The organism is Citrobacter sp. RHBSTW-00671 (genome assembly GCF_014103415.1).
Classification (GTDB): domain Bacteria; phylum Pseudomonadota; class Gammaproteobacteria; order Enterobacterales; family Enterobacteriaceae; genus Citrobacter.
This window is the reverse complement of record NZ_JABXPR010000001.1, coordinates 2,882,771-2,906,136: the sequence shown is the minus strand read 5'-3', so window position 1 is coordinate 2,906,136 and position 23,366 is coordinate 2,882,771. Positions and strand designations below refer to the sequence as shown.

22 protein-coding genes and 1 pseudogene are annotated in these 23,366 nt (G+C 49.2%); 14 read left to right on the top strand and 9 right to left on the bottom strand.

Translation table 11 applies throughout. The features are described from left to right. The first annotated feature begins 16 nt into the window (after window positions 1-16). The gene (locus tag HV261_RS13980) at window positions 17-1,006 is read left to right on the top strand and encodes a 2-hydroxyacid dehydrogenase (RefSeq protein ID WP_137381769.1); all 990 of its coding nucleotides are present in this window, start codon (window positions 17-19) and stop codon (window positions 1,004-1,006) included. Between the two features lie 112 nt (window positions 1,007-1,118). After that, a complete protein-coding gene (gene hslJ, locus HV261_RS13975) occupies window positions 1,119-1,538 on the top strand; it encodes a heat shock protein HslJ (RefSeq protein WP_202038560.1) in 420 nt (139 codons plus the stop codon). A 13-nt stretch (window positions 1,539-1,551) separates the two neighbouring features. Here the strand turns inward: hslJ and HV261_RS13970 are convergent, their stop codons facing one another. After that, window positions 1,552-1,818 (bottom strand): putative hemolysin, encoded by a 267-nt coding sequence (locus tag HV261_RS13970; RefSeq protein WP_003020360.1) that lies wholly within the window; start codon window positions 1,816-1,818, stop codon window positions 1,552-1,554. A gap of 275 nt (window positions 1,819-2,093) precedes the next feature. Here HV261_RS13970 and nifJ point away from each other — a divergent pair, with 275 nt between their 5' ends. From nifJ to uspF, 4 genes are all read left to right on the top strand, one after another. Continuing rightward, entirely contained in the window at window positions 2,094-5,618 is a 3,525-nt protein-coding gene (nifJ, locus tag HV261_RS13965; RefSeq protein ID WP_202038559.1) for a pyruvate:ferredoxin (flavodoxin) oxidoreductase, read from the top strand. Between the two features lie 369 nt (window positions 5,619-5,987). Continuing rightward, entirely contained in the window at window positions 5,988-7,133 is a 1,146-nt protein-coding gene (locus HV261_RS13960) for a porin OmpC (protein ID WP_202038558.1), read from the top strand. A gap of 152 nt (window positions 7,134-7,285) precedes the next feature. Beyond that, window positions 7,286-7,498: a KTSC domain-containing protein gene (locus tag HV261_RS13955; protein ID WP_016153189.1), complete on the top strand. Its 213-nt coding sequence runs from the start codon at window positions 7,286-7,288 to the stop codon at window positions 7,496-7,498. Window positions 7,499-7,579: 81 nt separating this feature from the next. Continuing rightward, window positions 7,580-8,014, top strand: coding sequence for a universal stress protein UspF (gene uspF / locus HV261_RS13950; RefSeq protein WP_003833207.1), 435 nt, complete (start codon window positions 7,580-7,582; stop codon window positions 8,012-8,014). Here the strand turns inward: uspF and HV261_RS13945 are convergent. Then, a complete protein-coding gene (locus tag HV261_RS13945) occupies window positions 8,011-8,280 on the bottom strand; it encodes a hypothetical protein (protein ID WP_202038557.1) in 270 nt (89 codons plus the stop codon). The genes uspF and HV261_RS13945 overlap by 4 nt on opposite strands. Before the next feature lie 497 nt (window positions 8,281-8,777). Between HV261_RS13945 and HV261_RS13940 the strand changes: the two genes are divergently transcribed. From HV261_RS13940 to ttcA, 3 genes and pseudogenes are all read left to right on the top strand, one after another. Continuing rightward, on the top strand, window positions 8,778-8,966 hold the full coding sequence (locus tag HV261_RS13940; RefSeq protein ID WP_202038556.1) for a hypothetical protein: 189 nt from the start codon (window positions 8,778-8,780) through the stop codon (window positions 8,964-8,966). Between the two features lie 74 nt (window positions 8,967-9,040). Beyond that, window positions 9,041-9,307: pseudogene (locus HV261_RS13935) on the top strand (tyrosine-type recombinase/integrase); the annotation flags it as partial. Window positions 9,308-9,356: 49 nt separating this feature from the next. Then, complete coding sequence (ttcA, locus tag HV261_RS13930) at window positions 9,357-10,292, top strand: tRNA 2-thiocytidine(32) synthetase TtcA (RefSeq protein WP_061067980.1); 936 nt, start codon at window positions 9,357-9,359, stop codon at window positions 10,290-10,292. A gap of 77 nt (window positions 10,293-10,369) precedes the next feature. On the opposite strand, the gene dbpA is transcribed toward ttcA, so the two are convergent. The 4 genes from dbpA to HV261_RS13915 all read right to left on the bottom strand — a co-directional run bounded on the left by dbpA (window position 10,370) and on the right by HV261_RS13915 (window position 14,537). Beyond that, entirely contained in the window at window positions 10,370-11,743 is a 1,374-nt protein-coding gene (gene dbpA, locus HV261_RS13925) for an ATP-dependent RNA helicase DbpA (RefSeq protein WP_202038555.1), read from the bottom strand. 28 nt (window positions 11,744-11,771) lie between these two features. Next, the gene (gene ynaL, locus HV261_RS27990; RefSeq protein ID WP_442781055.1) at window positions 11,772-11,954 is read right to left on the bottom strand and encodes a proline-rich small protein YnaL; all 183 of its coding nucleotides are present in this window, start codon (window positions 11,952-11,954) and stop codon (window positions 11,772-11,774) included. A 275-nt stretch (window positions 11,955-12,229) separates the two neighbouring features. Continuing rightward, a complete protein-coding gene (gene zntB, locus HV261_RS13920) occupies window positions 12,230-13,213 on the bottom strand; it encodes a zinc transporter ZntB (RefSeq protein WP_005126644.1) in 984 nt (327 codons plus the stop codon). 157 nt (window positions 13,214-13,370) lie between these two features. Next, window positions 13,371-14,537 (bottom strand): methyl-accepting chemotaxis protein, encoded by a 1,167-nt coding sequence (locus HV261_RS13915; protein ID WP_326929148.1) that lies wholly within the window; start codon window positions 14,535-14,537, stop codon window positions 13,371-13,373. 411 nt (window positions 14,538-14,948) lie between these two features. On the opposite strand from HV261_RS13915, the gene HV261_RS13910 reads away from it, so the two are divergent. Together HV261_RS13910 and HV261_RS13905 are read left to right on the top strand one after the other, a co-directional pair. Next, on the top strand, window positions 14,949-17,063 hold the full coding sequence (locus HV261_RS13910) for a putative bifunctional diguanylate cyclase/phosphodiesterase (protein ID WP_202038554.1): 2,115 nt from the start codon (window positions 14,949-14,951) through the stop codon (window positions 17,061-17,063). A gap of 67 nt (window positions 17,064-17,130) precedes the next feature. Further along, complete coding sequence (locus HV261_RS13905; RefSeq protein ID WP_202038553.1) at window positions 17,131-18,363, top strand: GGDEF domain-containing protein; 1,233 nt, start codon at window positions 17,131-17,133, stop codon at window positions 18,361-18,363. Between the two features lie 12 nt (window positions 18,364-18,375). Here the strand turns inward: HV261_RS13905 and smrA are convergent, their stop codons facing one another. Beyond that, on the bottom strand, window positions 18,376-18,939 hold the full coding sequence (smrA, locus tag HV261_RS13900) for a DNA endonuclease SmrA (protein WP_202038552.1): 564 nt from the start codon (window positions 18,937-18,939) through the stop codon (window positions 18,376-18,378). Between the two features lie 197 nt (window positions 18,940-19,136). Here smrA and ogt point away from each other — a divergent pair, with 197 nt between their 5' ends. Continuing rightward, a complete protein-coding gene (gene ogt, locus HV261_RS13895; RefSeq protein ID WP_121584698.1) occupies window positions 19,137-19,652 on the top strand; it encodes a methylated-DNA--[protein]-cysteine S-methyltransferase in 516 nt (171 codons plus the stop codon). Window positions 19,653-19,846: 194 nt separating this feature from the next. Further along, window positions 19,847-20,599 (top strand): fumarate/nitrate reduction transcriptional regulator Fnr, encoded by a 753-nt coding sequence (gene fnr, locus HV261_RS13890; RefSeq protein ID WP_003020397.1) that lies wholly within the window; start codon window positions 19,847-19,849, stop codon window positions 20,597-20,599. A 136-nt stretch (window positions 20,600-20,735) separates the two neighbouring features. Here fnr and HV261_RS13885 read toward each other — a convergent pair whose 3' ends face one another. Beyond that, a complete protein-coding gene (locus HV261_RS13885) occupies window positions 20,736-21,548 on the bottom strand; it encodes a class I SAM-dependent methyltransferase (RefSeq protein ID WP_202038551.1) in 813 nt (270 codons plus the stop codon). A gap of 313 nt (window positions 21,549-21,861) precedes the next feature. Between HV261_RS13885 and uspE the strand changes: the two genes are divergently transcribed. Further along, window positions 21,862-22,812 carry a universal stress protein UspE gene (gene uspE / locus HV261_RS13880; protein ID WP_202038550.1) on the top strand — a complete coding sequence of 317 codons (951 nt, stop codon included), beginning with the start codon at window positions 21,862-21,864 and terminating at the stop codon, window positions 22,810-22,812. 48 nt (window positions 22,813-22,860) lie between these two features. Here uspE and HV261_RS13875 read toward each other — a convergent pair whose 3' ends face one another. Continuing rightward, complete coding sequence (locus tag HV261_RS13875) at window positions 22,861-23,121, bottom strand: DUF2534 family protein (protein WP_048211538.1); 261 nt, start codon at window positions 23,119-23,121, stop codon at window positions 22,861-22,863. Window positions 23,122-23,366: the final 245 nt, after the last annotated feature.

Genomic DNA, 23,366 nt, shown 5'->3' with positions numbered 1-23,366 from the left:
CACTGGAGAAAGTCTTATGAAACTCGCCATCTATAGTACAAAACAGTACGACAAGAAGTATCTGCAGCAGGTTAACGAGGCTTTTGGTTTTGAACTTGAATTTTTTGACTTTCTGTTGACGGAAAAGACGGCAAAAACAGCCCACGGTTGCGAAGCCGTGTGTATCTTCGTGAATGACGATGGCAGCCGCCCTGTTCTGGAAGAGCTGAAAAAGCACGGAGTGAAGTACATCGCCCTGCGCTGCGCCGGGTTCAATAACGTCGATCTGGACGCAGCCAAAGAGCTAGGTTTGCAGGTTGTTCGCGTCCCGGCTTATTCGCCGGAAGCGGTCGCCGAGCATGCGATTGGTATGATGATGACGCTAAACCGTCGTATTCACCGCGCATACCAACGCACTCGCGACGCCAACTTTTCTCTGGAAGGTCTGACCGGCTTTACCATGTACGGTAAAACCGCCGGGGTGATCGGTACCGGTAAAATTGGTATTGCCGCACTGCGGATCCTGAAAGGCTTTGGTATGCGTCTGCTGGCGTTTGATCCCTATCCCAGCGCAGCGGCGCTTGAGTTAGGGGTTGAATATGTCGATCTTAAAACACTGTTTGCGGAGTCGGATGTTATTTCCCTGCACTGCCCGTTAACACCGGAAAATTATCATCTGCTCAATCACGAAGCCTTTGAGCAAATGAAAAATGGCGTGATGGTCATCAACACCAGCCGTGGTGCACTGATTGATTCTCAGGCAGCAATCGACGCGCTGAAAAACCAGAAGATCGGTTCCCTGGGTATGGACGTGTATGAAAATGAACGCGACCTGTTCTTTGAAGATAAGTCCAATGACGTGATTCAGGATGATGTGTTCCGTCGTTTGTCAGCCTGCCATAACGTCCTGTTCACCGGGCATCAGGCATTCCTGACTGCCGAAGCGTTGACCAGCATTTCTGAAACAACCTTGCAGAATCTGGCTCAAATCGCCAAAGGCGAAACCTGCCCGAACGCCCTCTTCTAATCATTCCGCTCCCCTGCCCTCAGGGGAGCACTTTCAGATAATCCCCGATGATAAATCTGGCGATATCATTATTATCATGAATGTGATCCCGTCACGAACGTAGAGAAAGTTAATGAAGAAAATTGTCACGCTGATTGCGCTCAGCATGCTTATGGCTGGCTGTGTGAGCAATGGAAAAATTTCCGTCAATCGCGAACAGTTACAGCACCACCGTTTTGTTTTACAGAGCGTCAATGGCAAGCCGGTAACCGTCGCCAATAACCCACCTGAATTAAGTTTCGGTGAAAATATGACGGTATCGGGAAAAATGTGTAATCAGTTCCACGGTCAGGGCAAGCTGTCCGACGGTGAATTAAAAGTGAAAGACATGGCAATGACGCGCATGATGTGCGCCGCTCCACAGCTAAACGCGCTCGACGGCATCGTCAGCGAAATGTTTAAGCAAGGCGCACAGGTCGATCTGACTGCTGACCAGTTAACACTGGCTACGGCAGAACAAACGTTAACGTTTAAACTGGCGGATTTAATGTAGTAAAAGCAGTGGCTCAATAATTCCCACAGCTTCCGGCGGCAAGCGACTGCTCACTACAGCGTTTGCCGTTGGGTAATGCACACATCCCGATGGCAGATCCATCCAGTTGACGAGCAACGGATAGCGAACCACCAATCATGGCACAGTTGGCTTCTCCGGAACTGGACATTGCAGCCTTCATGCCCGGTGCAACGTGTGCGGCCGTTGCCTGCTGAACAGGTTCACTACTGCAAGCCGATAATAATAACGCGGCACACCCTACCCAAAACGCTGCGCGCATCTTACTCCCCTCTGAATATTAACCAAACGACACAGCCATAAATAATAGGCAGCGGAAACACTGCCGTCGAGAGGCAAAATGCGCATTTATGCGTGCTGTTTACATTTTCTGGCAATTTTTTGGCTACTCCTTTGATCAAACCATTCATTCTGTTTATTCCAGGGACACAAAAGCGAAAATGTGCCTGAAGGCCTTTTGCTAAAATAGAAGGATAACAATCAGGATACGCCGTTGTTACGCGTGTCCCTCTTTTTGCGCAATGTAAGGGTGTCAGTATGCAAACAATTGACGGTAATGGTGCGGTTGCTTCGGTTGCCTTTCGTACCAGCGAGGTTATCGCCATCTACCCGATTACGCCGAGCTCGACGATGGCGGAACAGGCAGACGCCTGGGCCGGGAACGGGCTTAAAAACGTCTGGGGAGATACCCCTCGCGTCGTAGAAATGCAGTCAGAAGGCGGCGCAATCGCGACCGTTCACGGCGCATTGCAGACCGGTGCGCTCTCCACGTCGTTTACCTCATCGCAGGGTCTGCTGTTGATGATCCCAACGCTGTACAAGCTGGCCGGTCAGTTGACGCCATTTGTGCTGCACGTTGCCGCGCGTACCATTGCTACTCATGCGCTGTCTATCTTCGGCGACCATTCCGACGTAATGGCCGTGCGCCAGACAGGCTGCGCCATGCTCTGCGCCAGCAGCGTCCAGGAAGCACAGGATTTCGCGCTGATTTCACAAATCGCCACGCTGAAAAGCCGCGTCCCTTTTATTCATTTCTTTGATGGTTTTCGCACATCGCATGAAATCAATAAAATTGTGCCGCTGGCCGATGACACGATCCTCAGCCTGATGCCGCAAGCTGAAATTGATGCACATCGGGCTCGTGCGCTTAATCCAGAGCATCCGGTTATTCGCGGGACGTCTGCCAACCCGGACACTTACTTCCAGTCACGCGAAGCGACGAACCCATGGTACAACGCGGTTTACGATCACGTAGAACAGGCGATGAACGATTTCGCCACGGCGACGGGTCGTCAGTACCAGCCATTTGAGTATTACGGTCATCCACAGGCAGAGCGTGTCATTATCTTGATGGGTTCCGCGATTGGTACCTGCGAAGAAGTCGTCGAAGAGTTACTTGCTCGTGGAGAGAAAGTTGGCGTCCTGAAAGTTCGGCTGTTCCGCCCCTTCTCCGCCAGACATTTACTGCAGGCATTACCAGAAACGGCGCGTAGCGTTGCCGTTCTGGATCGCACCAAAGAGCCAGGCGCCCAGGCAGAGCCGTTGTATCTGGATGTGATGACCGCGTTGGCAGAAGCCTTTAACTGCGGCGAGCGGGAAACATTACCGCGCGTCATTGGCGGGCGTTACGGGCTTTCTTCTAAAGAGTTTGGCCCGGACTGCGTGATGGCGGTATTTAATGAACTGAGCAGCGCTAAGCCCAAATCGCGTTTTACGGTCGGTATTTATGACGACGTCACTAATTTGTCGCTGCCTCTGCCAGAAAATACCCTGCCCGGTACCGCCAAACTCGAAGCGTTGTTCTATGGTCTGGGCAGCGACGGCAGCGTATCGGCCACCAAAAACAATATCAAGATTATCGGTAACTCCACGCCGTGGTACGCGCAGGGTTATTTCGTCTATGATTCGAAAAAAGCAGGTGGCCTGACCGTTTCTCACCTGCGCGTCAGTGAGCACCCTATCCGTTCGGCGTATCTGGTATCGCAGGCTGATTTTGTCGGCTGCCATCAGTTGCAGTTTATCGATAAATATCAAATGGCCGAGCGTCTGAAGCCTGGCGGTATTTTCCTGCTCAATACGCCGTATAGCGTGGATGAAGTCTGGACTCGCCTGCCACAGGAAGTTCAGGCGGTTCTGAATCAGAAGAAAGCCCGTTTCTATGTGATTAATGCGGCCAAAATCGCGCGTGAATGCGGTCTGGCCGCGCGTATTAACACCGTCATGCAAATGGCGTTCTTCCATCTGACGCAAATCTTACCCGGTGACAGCGCCCTGGCTGAATTGCAGGGCGCCATAGCCAAAAGCTATAGCAGCAAAGGTCAGGATCTGGTTGAACGTAACTGGCAGGCGCTGGCGCTGGCACGTGAATCCGTCGCCGAGGTGGCACTGCAACCGGTTGATCCGCACAGCGCCAACCGTCCGCCGGTCGTTTCTGATGCCGCGCCTGATTTTGTAAAAACCGTGACAGCAGCGATGCTCGCAGGTCTCGGCGATGCCCTGCCCGTTTCAGCGTTACCACCAGACGGTACCTGGCCGATGGGAACCACGCGCTGGGAAAAACGCAATATCGCCGAAGAAATCCCTATCTGGAAAGAAGAATTGTGTACCCAGTGTAACCATTGCGTTGCCGCCTGTCCGCACTCGGCCATCCGTGCCAAAGTGGTCTCACCAGAAGTGATGGAAAGCGCCCCTGCCAGCCTGCATTCGTTGGATGTGAAATCACGCGATATGCGCGGTCAGAAGTACGTACTGCAGGTTGCACCTGAAGATTGCACCGGCTGTAATCTGTGCGTCGAAGTGTGCCCTGCGAAAGATCGCCAGAATCCTGAGATCAAGGCCATCAATATGATGTCTCGCCTTGAACACGTTGAAGAAGAAAAAGTGAATTATGACTTCTTCCTCAATCTGCCGGAGATCGATCGCAGCAAGCTGGAACGTATTGATATCCGAACGTCTCAGCTGATTACCCCGCTGTTTGAATATTCCGGAGCCTGTTCCGGTTGCGGTGAAACGCCGTATATCAAACTCCTTACGCAGTTGTACGGCGATCGTATGTTGATCGCCAACGCCACTGGCTGTTCATCAATTTATGGCGGTAACCTGCCCTCAACGCCGTATACCACCGATGCTAATGGCCGTGGGCCGGCGTGGGCGAACTCACTGTTTGAAGATAACGCCGAGTTTGGTTTGGGCTTCCGTCTGACGGTAGATCAGCATCGTGTGCGCGTCATGCGTTTACTGGAACAGTTTGCCGATAAAATCCCGACTGAGCTGAATGACGCCCTGCACGCGGAGGCAACACCAGAAGTCCGTCGTGAGCAAGTTGCAGCGTTGCGCCAGCATCTGCAGGGTGTCGAAGACGCACAGCAGTTGCTGACCGACGCCGATGCGCTGGTGGAGAAATCCATTTGGCTGATTGGTGGTGATGGCTGGGCCTATGACATAGGCTTTGGTGGTCTGGACCATGTCTTAAGCCTGACCGAGAACGTTAACATTCTGGTACTGGATACCCAGTGTTACTCCAATACTGGCGGACAAGCGTCAAAAGCCACGCCGCTCGGTGCCGTAACTAAATTCGGCGAGCATGGTAAACGCAAGGCCCGCAAAGATCTTGGTGTCAGTATGATGATGTACGGCCATGTATACGTGGCGCAGATCTCGTTGGGCGCACAGCTAAACCAGACGGTGAAAGCAATTCAGGAAGCGGAGTCTTATCCGGGCCCGTCGCTGATTATTGCGTACAGCCCTTGCGAAGAACATGGCTACGATCTCGCGTTGAGCCACGATCAGATGCGTCAGCTCACCGCAACCGGATTCTGGCCGCTATACCGCTTTGACCCGCGTCGTGCAGACGAAGGTAAACTGCCGCTGGCGCTGGACTCTCGCCCACCGTCAGACGCGCTGGCTGAAACATTGCTTAACGAGCAGCGCTTCCGCCGCCTGAATGCTCAACAACCCGAGGTTGCGGAGCAACTGTGGAAAGACGCAACGGCTGACTTGCAAAAACGCTACGATTTCCTGGCACAATTGGCAGGAAAAGCAGAAAAGAGCAGTACTGATTAATATGCTCTGTTAGGTATTAACCTGGAGTCAAAAAAAAGCCCGAACAATTGTTCGGGCTTGTCAATTTATTCGCTGGGTAGTAAGCATTCCTGCCAACATACCAACGAAAATAAATTAAATCGTGACAATAAAGGCATATAACCTACGCAGAATAACGCAATAAAATTCGCTTGTATAATTTTTATTTTATATACTTTCACAATAAAACATTCATGGTAATTATCATCATTTCAGCAGAATTATTTATTTAAGGTTTTACTTAAGACGTAACAATTCATATTTATCTCTTTACGGAACTTCTCCTTTAGCATGCTTTTACTCCCTACACGGGTAGTCACAGGTTAATAAAAAAACTAAAGGATTATTTCAATGAACAGAAAAGTATTGGCACTCGTAATTCCTGCACTGTTAGCTGCTGGCGCTGCTCACGCTGCTGAAGTTTATAATAAAGACGGCAACAAGTTAGATCTCTACGGAAAAGTGGATGCCCTGCACTACTTTTCTGATAATTCAGGCAGCGATGGCGATCAGACTTATGTTCGTGGTGGCTTCAAAGGCGAAACTCAGATTAACGATATGCTCACCGGCTATGGTCAGTGGGAATATCAGGTTCAGGCTAATAGCACTGAATCTGAAGGTTCAAACGCCTGGACTCGTCTGGGATTTGCAGGCTTAAAAGTCGGCGATTACGGTTCATTCGATTATGGTCGTAACTATGGCGTACTGTACGACGTGGAAGGCTGGACCGACATGCTGCCGGAATTCGGCGGTGACTCCTACACTTACTCAGATAACTTTATGACCGGCCGCGCTAACGGTGTTGCAACCTACCGTAATACCGACTTCTTTGGTCTGGTTAATGGTTTGAACTTTGCACTGCAATACCAGGGTAAGAATGAAAACCAGAATGGCCAGGAAGGTACCAACAACGATGGCCGTGATTTGAAACATTCCAACGGTGATGGTTTCGGTATCTCCTCTACCTACGATCTGGGTATGGGTGTAAGCTTCGGTGCAGCATATACCTCTTCCGATCGTACCAACGAGCAGGTAAATCAATCCACTGCTGGCGGCGACAAAGCGGATGCGTGGACTGCCGGTCTGAAATACGACGCGAACAACATCTATTTAGCAACCATGTATTCTGAAACCCGTAATATGACCCCGTATGGCGGCTCAAATGGTAGCGATTATACTGTTGCAAACAAAACTCAGAACTTCGAAGTCACTGCACAGTACCAGTTCGACTTCGGTCTGCGCCCGGCAGTCTCTTTCCTGATGTCTAAAGGTAAAGACCTTTCTTTGGCAGGCAATGCAGGCAACCCGAACGGAACGACTGGCGACAAAGATCTGGTTAAATACGTTGATGTAGGTGCAACTTACTACTTCAACAAAAACTTCTCCACCTATGTTGATTACAAAATCAACCTGCTGGACGAAGATGACAGCTTCTACGCTGGCAACGACATCTCTACCGATGACGTTGTAGCACTGGGTATGGTTTACCAGTTCTAATCTGTCTCTGTCAGCCCGCTGGCAACAGCGGGCTATCCTTTCATTAATAGCAATTCTGTTTTATCCAGATCAAAACATTATATCTGTTGCGTTAAAACACACCTTTGATAGATGATATCTTGCATTAATACCTGTAGTAGAGGATACCTGCAATGAATCATCACCCCGTTAAATCATCCCGTATTGCATCCGTCGGCTATGACGAATCCTCTCGCACACTTGAAATTCGCTTTCATCAATTGTCTACGCTGCAATATCAACATGTCCCGGCGCGTATTTTTCGAGATTTCCTGAGCGTAGTCTCTAAAGGTCGATTTTATGATGGCGTTATAAAAGGGAAATTTCCTGAAATCAAAATAAAGTGATGCCAAAATGTGATCTTTGTCATTGTACATAAAGTGCCATTACGCGGTAAGCTTTACGTGGATACTTAAACAGGAGGTTTTATGAACAGAACGATTCTTGTACCCATCGATATTTCAGACTCAGAATTAACTCAACGCGTTATTGCCCATGTTGAAGCAGAGGCAAAAATTGACGATGCACAGGTGCATTTTCTGACCGTTATTCCGTCACTGCCCTATTACGCTTCTTTGGGACTGGCCTACTCGGCAGAGTTACCGGCCATGGACGATCTGAAAGCCGAAGCGAAATCTCAACTGGAAGAGATTATCAAGAAGTTCAATATCCCAACGGACAGAGTGCATGTTCACGTTGCTGAAGGTGCGCCAAAAGATAAAATCCTGGAGATCGCTAAAAAATTACCGGCAGATATGGTCATTATTGCCTCACACCGACCGGACATCACCACTTATCTGCTGGGCTCTAACGCCGCAGCCGTGGTGCGTCATGCGGAGTGTTCAGTTCTGGTGGTTCGCTAAGCTGTCTGGCCCGCATACCGTTGCGGGCTTTTCCAGTTTTCAAGATAAACCCTTCCTTTTTGGCTATCTCTTATCCATTGCCCCGTATCAGAAGGCGTAAAACCATCTCCTCTAACAGTCAGCACCCGCTCTCCCTGTGCTTCGCTTCGTTCTGCGACTAACTCACGCCCAGAGCCATTTACATCAAAACTACATGCAATTCTTTGAACATTAGCTTCCGTTGCAGCAGAAGAAAGGAGTAAAACAATCATCATCAACTTTTTCATTGCCAGCCTTTATCATCGAATTTTTTCGAACAGATGATATATGGTGCAATTGATAAATCAATAAACCCAGCGTATCTGATACCCTACAGATATGATTACATTGACGAACTGCCATCAAACATGACCGTTCCCGCATTATTGATACCACTTCGAACACTGGATACACAAAGTTGTTCCTCTGTCCATCTGTTAGATTTGCAGTAAGTAACGCAATACATAATCAGCATCAATACCCAATACCTTACTTCAATTATTCTTGAGCTCGACAATCCTGTTCCGGATGTCAACTTTTGATGGCCACCTGTGTGGCGCTTTAATTGATGAGATACTCGCGGAAAACGTATCTTGCGTTGCGTCGAGTGCCATTAATTTACCTTTGGAAATGCCGACAGGCAATGAAGAGAGACGATAAGTGAAATTACTAATAGTGTTCATGGGAGTATGCCTTCTTGCTGCATGTTCTACATCCCAGGAAATTAAACGCCCAGATGGTTCAAGTGAGTACGATATCCAATGTGGGGCTGCTACCGGATGGAATATTTGCTATTCAAAAGCCAATGAAGTTTGCCCCAACGGTTATCAAGATTTATCGAAAGAAGGTGGTTTCAACCGCAAAGAGTTACGCATCCTTTGTAAGAAGTGATCTTTTAGCCATTGCCATAGGTCTGCCCATGGCGATGGCATAAAAAAACCTGCGGTGCCGATGGCTTGCAAGGACGAGCTCAACGTTGTCAAATTGTGGCCCAATGCCTGGGGTGTAGGCGAGCAGAAACCTTACTACTCTGTGAGTAGTATCGGAATCAAATAAATCGCAGCGGTAAAACGTGCTGGTATTCGTCGCCGTAATCCGTACCATACGCGGCATACTTTTGCCTGCTGGCTGTTATCGGCTGGAGCGAACCCATCATTTATAGCTAATCAGATGGGGCATGAAAACGCGCAAATGGTGTACGAAGTCTACAGTACATGGATTGAAGTAATGAGTGGCGATCAGGTTGCCATGTTGAATAACAAACTCGCCCTGTGATGGCAGTTTGCCCCTTATATGCCCCTTTTGGTTTTTGAGAACGGTAAGAATGCAAGATAATCAACAAGTTACAAAGAAAGAACAATACAACCTGAACAAATTACAGAAACGCCTGCGTCGTAACGTGGGTGAAGCTATTGCCGATTTCAATATGATCGAAGACGGCGATCGCATTATGGTGTGTCTTTCCGGTGGGAAAGATAGCTACACCATGCTGGAAATCCTGCGGAATTTGCAGCAAAGCGCCCCGATCAGTTTCTCTTTGGTCGCCGTAAATCTGGATCAAAAACAACCGGGCTTCCCGGAGCACATCCTGCCTGAGTATCTGGAACAACTGGGTGTTGAGTATAAAATTGTCGAAGAAAACACCTACGGGATCGTCAAAGATAAAATCCCTGAAGGCAAAACGACCTGTTCCCTCTGTTCCCGTCTGCGCCGCGGCATTTTGTACCGCACGGCAACCGAATTAGGCGCCACCAAAATTGCGCTGGGACACCATCGCGACGACATCCTGCAAACGCTGTTTTTAAACATGTTCTACGGCGGAAAGATGAAGGGTATGCCGCCGAAGCTGATGAGCGATGATGGTAAGCATATTGTGATCCGTCCGCTGGCCTATTGCCGCGAAAAAGATATCGAGCGTTTCTCTGAAGCGAAAGGTTTCCCGATTATTCCGTGCAACCTGTGTGGTTCACAGCCTAACCTGCAGCGTCAGGTGATCGCTGATATGCTGCGTGACTGGGACAAGCGCTATCCAGGTCGTATTGAAACGATGTTCAGTGCGATGCAGAATGTGGTGCCTTCTCACCTGAGCGATATTAATCTGTTCGATTTTAAAGGCATCAAGCACGGTTCAGAAGTGGTAGATGGCGGTGATCTGGCATTCGATCGTGAAGAGATCCCACTGCAACCAGCAGGCTGGCAGCCGGAAGAAGATGAAAACCAGTTAGATGAGTTGCGTCTGAACGTGGTGGAAGTGAAGTAAAGCTCTGTCAGGCCTACAACGTGCACAAGCGCTGTAGGCCTGATAAGCGGAGCGCCATCAGGCACGCCTACGGGCATTTATTTTAATAAACGAACCCGGCAGTTCTTGCCTTTGATCTTACCATTCTGCAGCTGCTTCCACGCTTTATGCGCCACCGACTGGCGAACGGCCACGTAGACATGCGCCGGATGCACGGCAATCTTGCCAATATCCGCCCCGTCCAGACCAATATCTCCGGTCAACGCCCCTAATACATCACCAGGCCGCATTTTCGCTTTTTTACCGCCATCGATGCACAGCGTCGCCATCTCAGCCTCCAGCGGCAGAATTGAGCCATTACCCGGTGCGGGTAGCCAGTTTAGCTTCAGTTGCAGCATCTCGGACAGAATATTGGCACGTTGCGCTTCTTCCGGCGCACAGAAGCTAATTGCCAGACCACTGTTACCCGCACGGGCAGTACGTCCAATACGGTGTACATGAACTTCCGCATCCCATGCCAGTTCAAAGTTAACCACCAGCTCGAGCGATTTAATATCCAGGCCACGCGCCGCCACATCGGTGGCAACCAGCACACGAGCACTGCCGTTGGCAAAACGTACCAGCGTCTGGTCCCGATCGCGTTGCTCAAGATCGCCGTGAAGCGATAATGCGCTTTGCCCTGCTGCGTTCAGTGCATCACAAACGACCTGACAATCTTTTTTGGTGTTACAGAAAACCACACATGATGCCGGCTGATGCTGACTAAGCAATTTTTGTAACAGCGGAATTTTGCCGTGTGAGGAGATTTCAAAGAATTGTTGTTCAATCGCTGGCAACGCATCGACCGTATCAATCTCAATCGTTAACGGATTATTCTGTACGCGACCACTGATCGCGGCAATCGCTTCCGGCCAGGTTGCGGAAAACAGCAATGTCTGACGTGACGCTGGCGCAAAACGGATCACATCATCAATGGCATCACTAAATCCCATATCCAGCATCCGATCGGCTTCATCCATCACCAGCGTATTCAACGCATCAAGGGAGACGGTGCCTTTTTGCAGGTGGTCGAGTAAACGTCCCGGCGTGGCAACAATAATATGTGGGGCATGTTGCAGAGAATCACGCTGAGCGCCAAAGGGCTGGCCACCGCACAGCGTTAAAATTTTGGTATTTGGCAGAAAACGCGCCAAACGACGCAATTCCCCGGCGACCTGGTCAGCCAGTTCGCGTGTTGGGCACAGTACCAGCGACTGAGTCTGAAACAGTGCAGCATCAATGTGCTGTAACAGGCCAAGACCAAACGCGGCCGTTTTGCCACTGCCGGTTTTTGCCTGCACGCGAACATCTTTTCCTGCCAGGATTGCCGGCAACGCAGCGGCCTGAACAGGCGTCATTTCAAGATAACCCAGCTCATTAAGATTCTCGAGTTGGGCGGCTGGCAAAACATTCAGGGTTGAAAAAGCGGTCACAATTTAATCTCGCGGTAAAAACTCACATTCAGCAGGCGCGTATCCTCGCAGATCTGCGCCCGTGATGCGACAATTTAATCGGCTCTTCATCCGGTGACGGGTCCGGCATAGGTTGCGGACGAGGTATTGGATCGGGAATCGGAAGCGGGTCGGTGGGGACAGTATCGAAATGGGGTCGTTGCAACGGCAACGGGGCGAATAAGCAGGTCATATTACCCTCCAGTGAGTCAGACTGACCCTTTTAGGGTAGACGCTGGTTTCCTGCAGGCAAAAAAAAGCCGACTAATCTAAGTCGGCGTCGTACGAATCAATTGTGCTATGCAGTAATTCAAAAAAGGAAGTAAGACAATATGGAGCGCAACGCCCATCGCTTGACGTTGCATTCACCTGCGAGAGAGATATTGCCCCGAATAGGTAGATGGTTTATTGACCTCGCTCAAAAACTTCGCCGTTTTCACTCACGAAAGTCGCTAAAAAACGTAGTTGTTACAACCATTTACTACGATGCAACCATAAAGTAACACCACCAATCAGGACAACTAACAGAATACAGAATAGTGAAAAACCAAACTGCCAGCCGCCACCGGGAATCCCCCCGAGATTGACGCCAAACAGGCCGGTTAAAAATGTACTGGGCAGAAAAACCATTGCCATCAACGACATGGTATAGGTTCTTCGCGCCAGAGATTCCTGCATAACCTGAGCAATTTCATCCGCCATAATGCCCGTCCGGGCGATGCACGCATCGATCTCATCCAGCCCTCTTCCCAACCTGTCGGCGATATCCTGCATCCGACGTCGGTGATCGTCAGTCATCCACGGTAAACGTTCACTCGCCAGGCGCGCATAAGCATCGCGCTGAGGGGCCATATAACGCCGCATGACTATCAGTTGTTTGCGCAGTAATGCCAGAAAACCGCGAGGCGGGATCTGCTGGTCCAGCAGGTTGTCTTCCAGATCGATAATTTTGTCATGCAATTGTTCGATAAACTCACTGGCATGATCGGTTAAGGCATCACAAACATCCACAAGCCAGCTACCACAGTCAGACGGTCCCGTCCCTTCCTGCAAGTCACTCACCACATCATCCAGTGCCAGCACTTTACGCTGACGCGTTGAGACAATCAGGCGTTCGTCCATATATAAGCGCATGGCGACAAGTTGGTCAGGGCGTTCGTCGGTGCTGCCATTAATACAGCGTAACGTAATCAGCGTCCCTTCCCCGACCCGGCTTACGCGTGGGCGAGTACTTTCTCCCGCCAACGCATCACGCACATTATTAGGAAGCAGAGGCGTTGTCGCCAGCCATTGCGCGCTATCAGAATGGGTGTAATTAAGATGCAGCCAGCACGGATGCGCACTGTCGATAACATCGTTGTCTTCCAGCGGTTTCACGCCACCGCGACCATCCAGCAGCCAGGCAAACACGGCATCCGGCACATTAACTTCGGTTCCCTTAATGGCTTCCACAGGGCCTCCATAAACATTCAAACTTTTCGTTAGTCTAGTCTTCAGTATATGTTAAGCAATATCGCATTGTCCCATTATGCTGAAATGATTCATAAAAGTGTTCCAGAAAATAAAAAGCGCCGACGGGTTCGGCGCTGTGGCGAGCAGATGTTGAATCTTAAAATGAAGAACCGTATTTAACCCGTTGACGTAGTCCGGAAACAGGGGGATCCCGATGCAAGATCGTGGTTGTTTCGACAGACATATTTTTACTTAAGCGAAATTTATGTGTACGTGACAGAAGATCATTCACCTGACTTTTCAGGATGCCGGACGAATCAGATAACTCATCGACCATGCTGACATTACTTTGCGTCACGTTTTCCAGTTCGGTCAGAGCCTGGGTAATTCTGGTGATCCCGTTTTCCTGTTCCCGTGTGGTTGTTAATATCTCCGCCATCAGTTGATTTAGCTGCCCTGCACCACCCACAATATCCTGCATGTTCTTTTCGGCTTCACGTACAACCGCCGCACCCTGCTGGACATTGTAATGCGTTTCATCGATAAGCCGTTTAATGCTTTTTGCCGCTTCTGCACTACGGTGTGCCAATATTCTCACTTCACCTGCAACGACAGAAAAACCTTTGCCATGTTCGCCGGCTCTCGCCGCCTCAACCGCCGCATTCAATGCCAGAATATTCGTCTGGAATGCAATACCATCGATTAACGCGATAATTTCAGTCATCTGCTGAGCACAGTCGGTGATCGAGCGCATATTGGTGGCGACCTGCACCATTAAATCGCCCCCCTGGCGAGCCGATTGTGTCGCAATATTTGCCTGGGCGCTCGCCATTTGCGTATTATCTGCATTATTGCGCGTACTAACCGCTATCTCATCCATATTTGCAGCTGTTTGCATTAACGCGCCAGACTGCTGTTCCGTTTTTACTGACAATTCGGCGCTACGCTCTGCGAGCTGTTCGGAAAGCGTCATCACGGTCCGCGAAGAGGTTCTGATCTCACTGACTAACGTAGAAATATTACTCGCCAGACTGTTAATTCCCGGAATAAGTCTGCCTGCACAGTTATTACCGAACTCAGGAATACTCATCGCCAGATTCCCTGCGGTCACCTCTTCAATGCTTTCTTTTACCGTATTAATCGGCACGACGAGATATTTTGTCATATACCACCATAAATATAATAGTGAAATAGTACAAACCACATCAGTGCCAATAATGACATCAAACCCTGCAGATAATATTACCTCTACGACATTGAGGGCCACTACGGTACATACCAGAAATAAAATAATAAACGTCCTGACGCTTATGTTATTTAACATTTTAATCCCACCAGCCAAAGAATAACGCGGAGTATTATTTTTTATAGCACCTGCAATGCAGATTGCCATTCCGCGATACCGAAAGTTCCATTTTCAATGAGAGCATGTCACCTTTTCACTTAAAGCACACTATCACACTACCAGTTTACATTAGTCTGGTTGTTTATCCCGCATAAGCTGGTGTTCACGCCAGTTGCCAGACTATTGTCACCCAGTGCACAATACGAACAAAAATACACCAAACCATAAATATGGTGAATGTTTTCATAAGCGAATATCACATATTCCACCGTTATAGCGGCTCAGACTAATACTGCTGACAGGAAAATAAGAACGCGCCGGGTTTTACCAGGTTAACTGGACAGAATCTGCTAGATTTATCATCACGGTTTTTTATCGATGGGTAGTAAGATGTTGCACGTGTCATGGGACCCTGTACTGATTGGGATTTCCTTTGTTGTCGCATTCATTGCTTCGTTTATTGCCCTCGATAGCGCAGGGAAAGTGGCGATCTCCAGTCGTCGGGAATCGACTTTCTGGCGTTTATCTGGCGGTGCAACGCTGGGGATGGGGATCTGGTCGATGCATTTTATTGGCATGCTGGCCATGAAAATGAGCATGCCGATTAATTATCACTTTTCACTCACGGCATTTTCTTTTTTGATCGCACTCATTTCCGCGACGCTTGCCATCAATATTGCAATATCAGGTCAAACGCTTTCGACTAAGCGGCTTATTGTTGCAACAAGCCTATTAAGCACCGGTGTTGTGGCCATGCACTACGTTGGCATGGTCGCTATCGTTGAACATGTTGCTATCCGCTGGCAGTTCTCACTCATTTTACTTTCCGTGGTCATTGCCATTATCGCGTCAGGGATCGGCCTGTGGTTAGCTTTTCATTTGCGGCAAAATACCCGACGCGCATTAATAAACCGACTTATTGCCGCTCTGGTAATGGCACTGGCGATTGCCTCAATGCATTACACCGGGATGGGGGCGGCCACCTTCACTCATTTCGGACACACTGCGCATGATGGACTGAGCACACTGGAACTCTCTATCTGGGTCTGCGCCATCACGCTGGTGATTCTGGGTATTATGCTGGTTATTTCGATGGTGGATTCTCAGCTACGTACCTCAAGACTGGCCGATAATCTGCATCAACTGAACTGCCAGCTTGAGCATCAGGTCCACTTCGATGCGCTGACCGGCCTTGCCAATCGCACGCAAATAGACGCCTGCTTACAGACCTGCCTGCGTCATTCCAAACTGCATCAACAACACTTCGCCCTGGTCTTTATCGACCTTGATCGATTCAAAATCGTAAACGACACCTGGGGCCATCACATTGGCGATCAGTTGCTTATCGCCAGCACACAACGCATATACAGCTGCCTTGATGACACCATGACGCTGGCGAGGCTGGGCGGCGATGAATTTATCCTGCTGGTGCCAAACAGCAACCGGGAAGCCATTTCGGCGCTGATGACCCGCATTGCCTGCGCAGTCAAAGAACCGTTTACACTGTTTGGACACACCATTCGTGTTTCGTTAAGCGCGGGAAGCAGTCTTTATCCCGAACACGGCTCAACGTTACATGAGCTAAAAGTAAAAGCCGATACTGCGATGTATCATGTCAAACAGGCGGGCAGAAACGGCTGGGCGATTTACACCCCTGAGATGGAGGCCATCGCCGATACGCCGCCAACGTTCTTGCAGGAACTGTCACAAGCGCTTGAGCGGAATCAATTCGAATTATGGTATCAACCTAAATACACCGCCGGGGATCACTCTCTGACAGGTTTTGAGGCGTTGTTACGCTGGCATCATCCTGAACGCGGCATTCTGCTGCCGGCTGAATTCCTGCCCGCACTTGAAGAAACGGGGTTGATTATTCCTGTCGGCACCTGGGTTCTCCAGCAGGCATGCCGCCAGTTATATCAATGGAAGTCACAAGGCCACACGGAGTGGACCCTTGCCGTTAATCTGTCGCCCGCCCAGTTTGAACAACCTGATATTGTCGATATAGTCTGCAACGCCCTGGCGCAGTATCAGCTTTCACCAGCACATCTCACGCTGGAACTGACTGAAAGTACGGCACTTAAAAATTTAAAACGCAGCGTGGAAGTCCTGAACGCGTTTGCCGATTTGGGGATCACCGTTTCTATTGATGATTTTGGCACCGGTTATTCAAATATATTGATGCTGAAATCACTTCCGGCGCGAGAATTAAAAATAGACAGAATATTTGTCAAAGATATTAGTGAGAACAGCAAAAATACAAAAATCGTGTCTACTATTATTGACATAGCGCACTCTATGAATATGTGTGTTGTGGCGGAGGGGATAGAGACCCAGGAGCAGGAAACGCTGTTAACCCAGATGGGCTGCGGTGTGCTGCAAGGCTTCCTGTATGCGAAACCGCTGCCGGCACATAAAATCTATGAATTGATACAAACTGAAAACGCCACAAAAGTAAAACCAACGGTACAACCCTTGTCTCACCGACAATCAATAACATTGTGAGATTGCATAATTAAAAAAATTCGCCAATAAACCGGCAACACAGCATATGAAGATAACGGGATTATCGATGAGCATAAACGAGCTGCATTCACTGGATTTATTAACCATTCCGGTCTGGATCGTTTCGCCACATACCGAAGAACTGGTGTTCGCCAATACCGTTGCACGGGAACTGATGCAGGCCCCGTGTTTCCCCCCTCTCAGAAAAGGCACATTCTCCACGCACGCACAAAATGATTTACCTATGTATCTCAGTGATTTGCGCAATCATCATGACATTGTGGAGATTCTCACGGTTTACCGCGAAAACGAGGAAATCGCGCTGGCCTGTCGTTTGTCCATCAGGACGCTGCAGGATATAGGTGATGTTATCCTCTATGAAGGCATTGAAACACCGACAGCGCAAGGTCTGAAAGCCAGCCGATCTGCCACCTATCAGCGGAAAAAACAAGGATTCTATGCCCGTTTTTTCCAGACTAACTCAGCACCAATGTTGCTTATCGATCCGTCACGCGACGGATTGATTGTGGATGCAAACCTCAGTGCCCTGAATTTCTATGGCTATGGTCATGACGTGATGTGTCAGAAGCATACCTGGGAAATCAATATGCTGGGGCGCCATATATTGCCGGTAATGCATAAAATTGCGCATCTGCCTGGCGGTCATAAGCCCTTACATTTTGTCCACAGACTTGCCGATGGAAGCACCCGTCACGTACAAACCTATGCCGGCCCTATCGAAATCTACGGCAATAAGCTGATGCTGTGTATTGTTCACGATATTACCGAGCAAAAACGTCTGGAACTGGAACTGGAACGCGCCGCCTTGCATGACGCTTTAACCGGGTTACTCAACCGGCGGCATTTTTATCAGATAACTGAGCCAGAACAGACACACGCAACATCGTTAACGCAGGATTACAGTTTACTGCTAATCGATACCGATCGGTTTAAAAGCATTAACGATCTTTTCGGGCATTTAAAAGGCGATGATGTCCTTTGCGCGCTGGCACGCACCCTGGAATCCTGTGCAAGAAAAGACGATCTGGTTTTTCGTTGGGGGGGAGAAGAGTTTGTACTGCTTTTGCCACGAACGTCTTTAGATGCAGCCCTTAATCTCGCTGAAGTCATACGCGCGACGGTAGCCAAGGTGAGTCTCCCTGGCCTTCCCCGCTTTACCGTCAGTATTGGCGTGGCGCGACACGAAACCAATGAAAGTATTGATGAGTTATTTAAGCGCGTGGACGACGCATTGTATAAAGCCAAAAATGAAGGCAGAAACAGAGTGCTGGCTGCCTGATGACTGCCCTGGTTAGCGACTACGTTTAGCGTGGCGTTCCCAGTTCTCCTGTTTCGCCTGCGCCGTTTTACGTAACGCCACATAACATGCCCCGCTGCCGCCATGATGCGGCAGTGCGGTGCAGAAAGCCTGCACATCATCAAACTCCGTTAACCAACGCGCGACGTAGCTACGAACGATATTGGCATGGGAGTTATCATCACGCCCCTTGCCGTGAATCACCAGGACATTGCGCAGCCCATCCTGCTGCGCCTGTAAAATAAAGCTAAATAGCATCTGGCGGCAGGTTTCAACGGGCTGGCGCACAAGATTAAGGCTTGCTTGTTGCGGATATTTCCCGGTTCGCAGCTTGTCAGTCACGCCATGCTGTAACCCTTCGCGACGAAATTCCAGCGGCACGCTCAGCGGGACGATATCCAGAAAACCTGTCGAGAGAAAGTTATCCAGCTGCAGCGTATCAATACGTGCCGGAGCGCGAAGATTACGCGTTGGCTGCCAGTGAACATCGGCGCATCCCTTCAGTGGTTGAACATCCCCCATGGCGTCAAGAAACAGCGATGCTTCATCAAGGTTCATGTTTCATCCTCCAGCGATTATGCGACGGTCATTATCATAACCGCGCACTATTATACCGACAACGGTTTACGGTTATTTCCAATAACGTACCGTTCGACATTCCTTTACCTCCACAAGTTAAGATCCGTTTTTGGGGGTATAGCTGCGACTATCACTGACATGATAATGTGTAACCCCGCCTGTAATGAGAGAAACGGATGCTGAACTTACTTGAAGACACCATTGCAACGCCCCTTGGCCCGTTGTGGGTAATTTGTGATGAGCAATTTCGCCTGCGTGCGGTTGAATGGGATCAACATCGCGATCGTATGGAGCAATTGCTGGATATTCATTATCGTTCTGAGGGTTATCAGCGTATTGCTGCCAAAAACCCCGGAGGGCTAAGCGATAAGCTGGCAGAGTATTTTGCGGGAAATCTCAGCATTATAGACACGCTTGAAACCGCAACCGCGGGAACCCCTTTCCAACGCGAGGTCTGGAAAGCGTTGCGTACTATCCCCTGCGGGCAGGTCATGCATTATGGACAACTGGCTGAACAGCTGGGGCGCCCCGGTGCCGCCAGAGCCGTTGGCGCGGCTAATGGTTCCAATCCTGTCAGCATCGTCGTCCCGTGCCACCGCGTGATTGGACGGAATGGCACAATGACTGGATATGCGGGTGGCGTGCAGCGAAAAGAGTGGTTATTGCGCCATGAAGGCTATCTACTACTCTAGAATCCAGGCAATTAATGCCTTATTCATCACACTTCCACACAATACGTCCTCAAATAAAGTGCGGTTAATCAGATAGATACAAACATTCAACTCGCTTATGCCTGAATTATTCTCTATTGGGAGTAGCTCAGGCTTACGTGCTCACCAAAAAGATGTTAAAATTGACAAATATCAATTACGGCTTGAGCAGACCTATGATCCCGGAAAAGCGAATTATACGGCGCATTCAGTCTGGCGGTTGTGCTATCCATTGCCAGGATTGCAGCATCAGCCAGCTTTGCATCCCGTTCACACTTAACGAGCATGAGCTTGACCAGCTCGATAACATTATCGAGCGCAAAAAGCCTATCCAAAAGGGGCAAACGCTCTTTAAAGCAGGTGACGAACTTAAGTCACTCTATGCTATCCGTTCCGGAACGATTAAAAGCTATACCATTACCGAACAAGGCGATGAGCAAATCACCGGTTTCCACTTAGCGGGCGACCTGGTTGGTTTTGACGCGATTGGCAGCGGTCATCACCCAAGCTTTGCCCAGGCGCTGGAAACGTCAATGGTATGCGAAATTCCTTTCGAAACCCTGGATGACCTGTCCGGTAAAATGCCGAACCTGCGTCAGCAGATGATGCGTCTGATGAGTGGCGAAATCAAAGGCGACCAGGACATGATCCTGCTGCTGTCGAAGAAGAATGCTGAAGAGCGCCTGGCGGCCTTTATCTACAATTTGTCCCGCCGTTTTGCCCAGCGAGGCTTCTCTCCGCGCGAATTCCGTCTGACGATGACCCGTGGCGATATCGGGAATTACCTCGGCCTGACGGTTGAAACCATCAGCCGCCTGCTGGGTCGTTTCCAGAAAAGCGGTATGCTGGCGGTGAAAGGTAAATATATCACGATTGAGAATAGCGATGCGCTGGCCGTCCTGGCTGGACACACGCGTAACGTTGCGTAACCTTCTCAGCTAACCTTCTGTCAAATCTCTAAATTTTTCGATTTAACGATCTGGCAGGAGGTTCCGCTTTCCTCCTCTTCCAGCAAAGTCACATGCCCACCAGCCTATTTTCCTGAGCGCATAAACGTCTCGCTTTTTACTCTGGCTTCCTGGCAAGATAAATAGCGGTAACGAAATTGCGCTTAACCGTGCCACCGAAATCGTTATTGATGATTCTCTCTATCTCACAGAGAAATGTTGCGCGCTCCGTTTCATTCAGGCGAGCCACCGGGGAGAATGTCGATACGAGTTGAATTGTTCGTCTGACATCCATTTGAGACGCCCATCTGATCTCCTCGCTGAGGATCTCGGTAAATCCGGATTTAGTCAGATCGTTAATCCTTTCGTCTTTTTGTAATGGATAGGGGTGACGGTAGCCGGCCTTGTGCGAAGGGCTGGTGCTCAGAGGGGCAAATAAGTGATTTGTTTTCTGCATAAAAGCGTCCATGTTGGTTGGATCACCAAAAACAGTCCACCACATAGCAAACCATCCTCCAGACCGCAAAAGTTGGAAAACCTTTTCGAGTCCCTTTGCAGGATCAACCCAGTGAAAAGACGTTGCGGCAATGCCTAAATCAAAGTAACTCGTTGGCGATTTAGCATCTTCAAAGGTGGAATGGACTAGCGTAAATGAATTCTGCGGATAACCTTCCAGCCGTTTGTTTAACTTCATCGCCAAATTCGGGTCGGGTTCAATTGCAGTAACCTGATAGCCCATATTCAGTAGTTTTTCCGTTGCCTGCGCCGTTCCTGGCCCAATCTCGAAAGCCTGAAAATGGTTTTCAGAACCGCAATGTTTTTTCAATAAATCATATACCCGTTCAGGATAATCAGGCCTGCCCTCCTGGTAGATCTCAGTGTTCCGGCCAAACAAGGCGCGCCCTTCTTCAAGAGGAATAGGATTTTGCATTTTTGTTCCTTATAAATATCTAACCATTCCAGTCTTCATTATTCATAGCCTTTTGCTAAATCAGGAATAACCCTACTCTTCACCTGTGTAAATAACGGCAACCAGGAGAAACAAATGATGTGCTGAAAGCAATGTTGCTCCCGGCGGAAGTCATATCCTGAGAAAAAGTGGTTTACATTGAGTTGGATGTAGGCTGAAACCACAGATTCCCTCCATTTATTGATCTGACAGAAGGTTCTCCCCTGTTTCAATCCACATTATTGGGTTACTCTTTTAAATACGAACTGCGGTGACAGTTGTAAGGAGACCCTGTATGGCTATGTATCAAAACATGCTGGTAGTCATCGATCCAAACCAGGACGATCAACCAGCATTACGGCGAGCAGTTTATTTGCATCAACGGATTGGTGGCAAAATTAAAGCCTTTTTGCCGATCTATGACTTTTCCTACGAAATGACCACCCTGCTGTCGCCGGACGAGCGTACGGCAATGCGTCAGGGGGTCATCAGCCAGCGAACAGCATGGATACGTGAACAAGCGAAATACTATATCGAAGCAGGGATCCCGCTTGATATTAAAGTGGTCTGGCACAACCGTCCCTTCGAAGCCATCATCCAGGAAGTGATCAGCGCTAAGCATGACCTGGTGCTCAAAATGGCACACCAGCACGACCGCCTTGAAGCCGTGATTTTCACACCAACCGACTGGCATTTATTGCGTAAATGTCCAAGCCCGGTGTGGATGGTCAAAGACCAGCCGTGGCCGGAAGGTGGTAAAGCGCTGGTGGCGGTGAACCTCGCCAGTGAAGAGGCATATCACAATGCACTCAACGAAAAACTGGTCAAAGAAACGTTGCAGCTTGCAGAACAGGTTAACCATACCGAAGTACACCTGGTGGGCGCCTATCCTGTAACACCTATCAACATTGCGATTGAGCTACCTGAATTTGATCCCAGCGTGTACAACGACGCCATCCGTGGACAACATCTGCTGGCCATGAAGGCGTTACGCCAAAAATTCAGTATTGATGAAAAAGTTACACACGTTGAAAAAGGATTGCCTGAAGAGGTCATCCCGGATTTAGCTGAGCATTTACAGGCGGGTATCGTGGTTCTCGGCACCGTTGGGCGCACCGGTTTATCAGCCGCGTTTTTGGGGAATACCGCAGAACAGGTTATCGACCATCTGCGTTGCGACCTGCTGGTTATCAAACCGGATCAGTACCAGACCCCGGTTGAACTGGACGACGACGAAGACGATTAATCCTGCAGCACAATGCCGGATGGCGATGTCATCCGGCATGACATATATTTAGTGCTTCTCCTCGCCTCCGAGGAAATAGATACCGAGCGGAATAGCCAGCAAAATAGTAAAAACCATACTGTAGACGCAAATCATTGCGGATTGAATGGCATACATCGAGGCTGTCCAGTCGGAAAGCGGAATGTCATACTGTTCAATGACGCCACCAATCGTCGCGCGCGTCACAACCGATGCCGCAATAATAAATACCCCAAGCAGACATAACAGAAACTTCCGTCCCTTCGCTGTCTTCAGCTTAGCCATGATCATAATATCGTCCTTTTGCAGATGAAAACCGTGTTACTTTGCAGCAACAATACCATGACATCAACTCACTGTCTGCTACATACGCCACACTCAGACTTGACATGCGCACTATTCGCCTGAAAATAACGCTGATTGTATTATTTCTCTCTCCTTTTGATGAATGATCTGACAGCCTGAACTGAGTAAAATATCCGCTGATGAAGGATGTCAGATGATATTTAGCTAACACGGAGTAACCTGGGAGAATC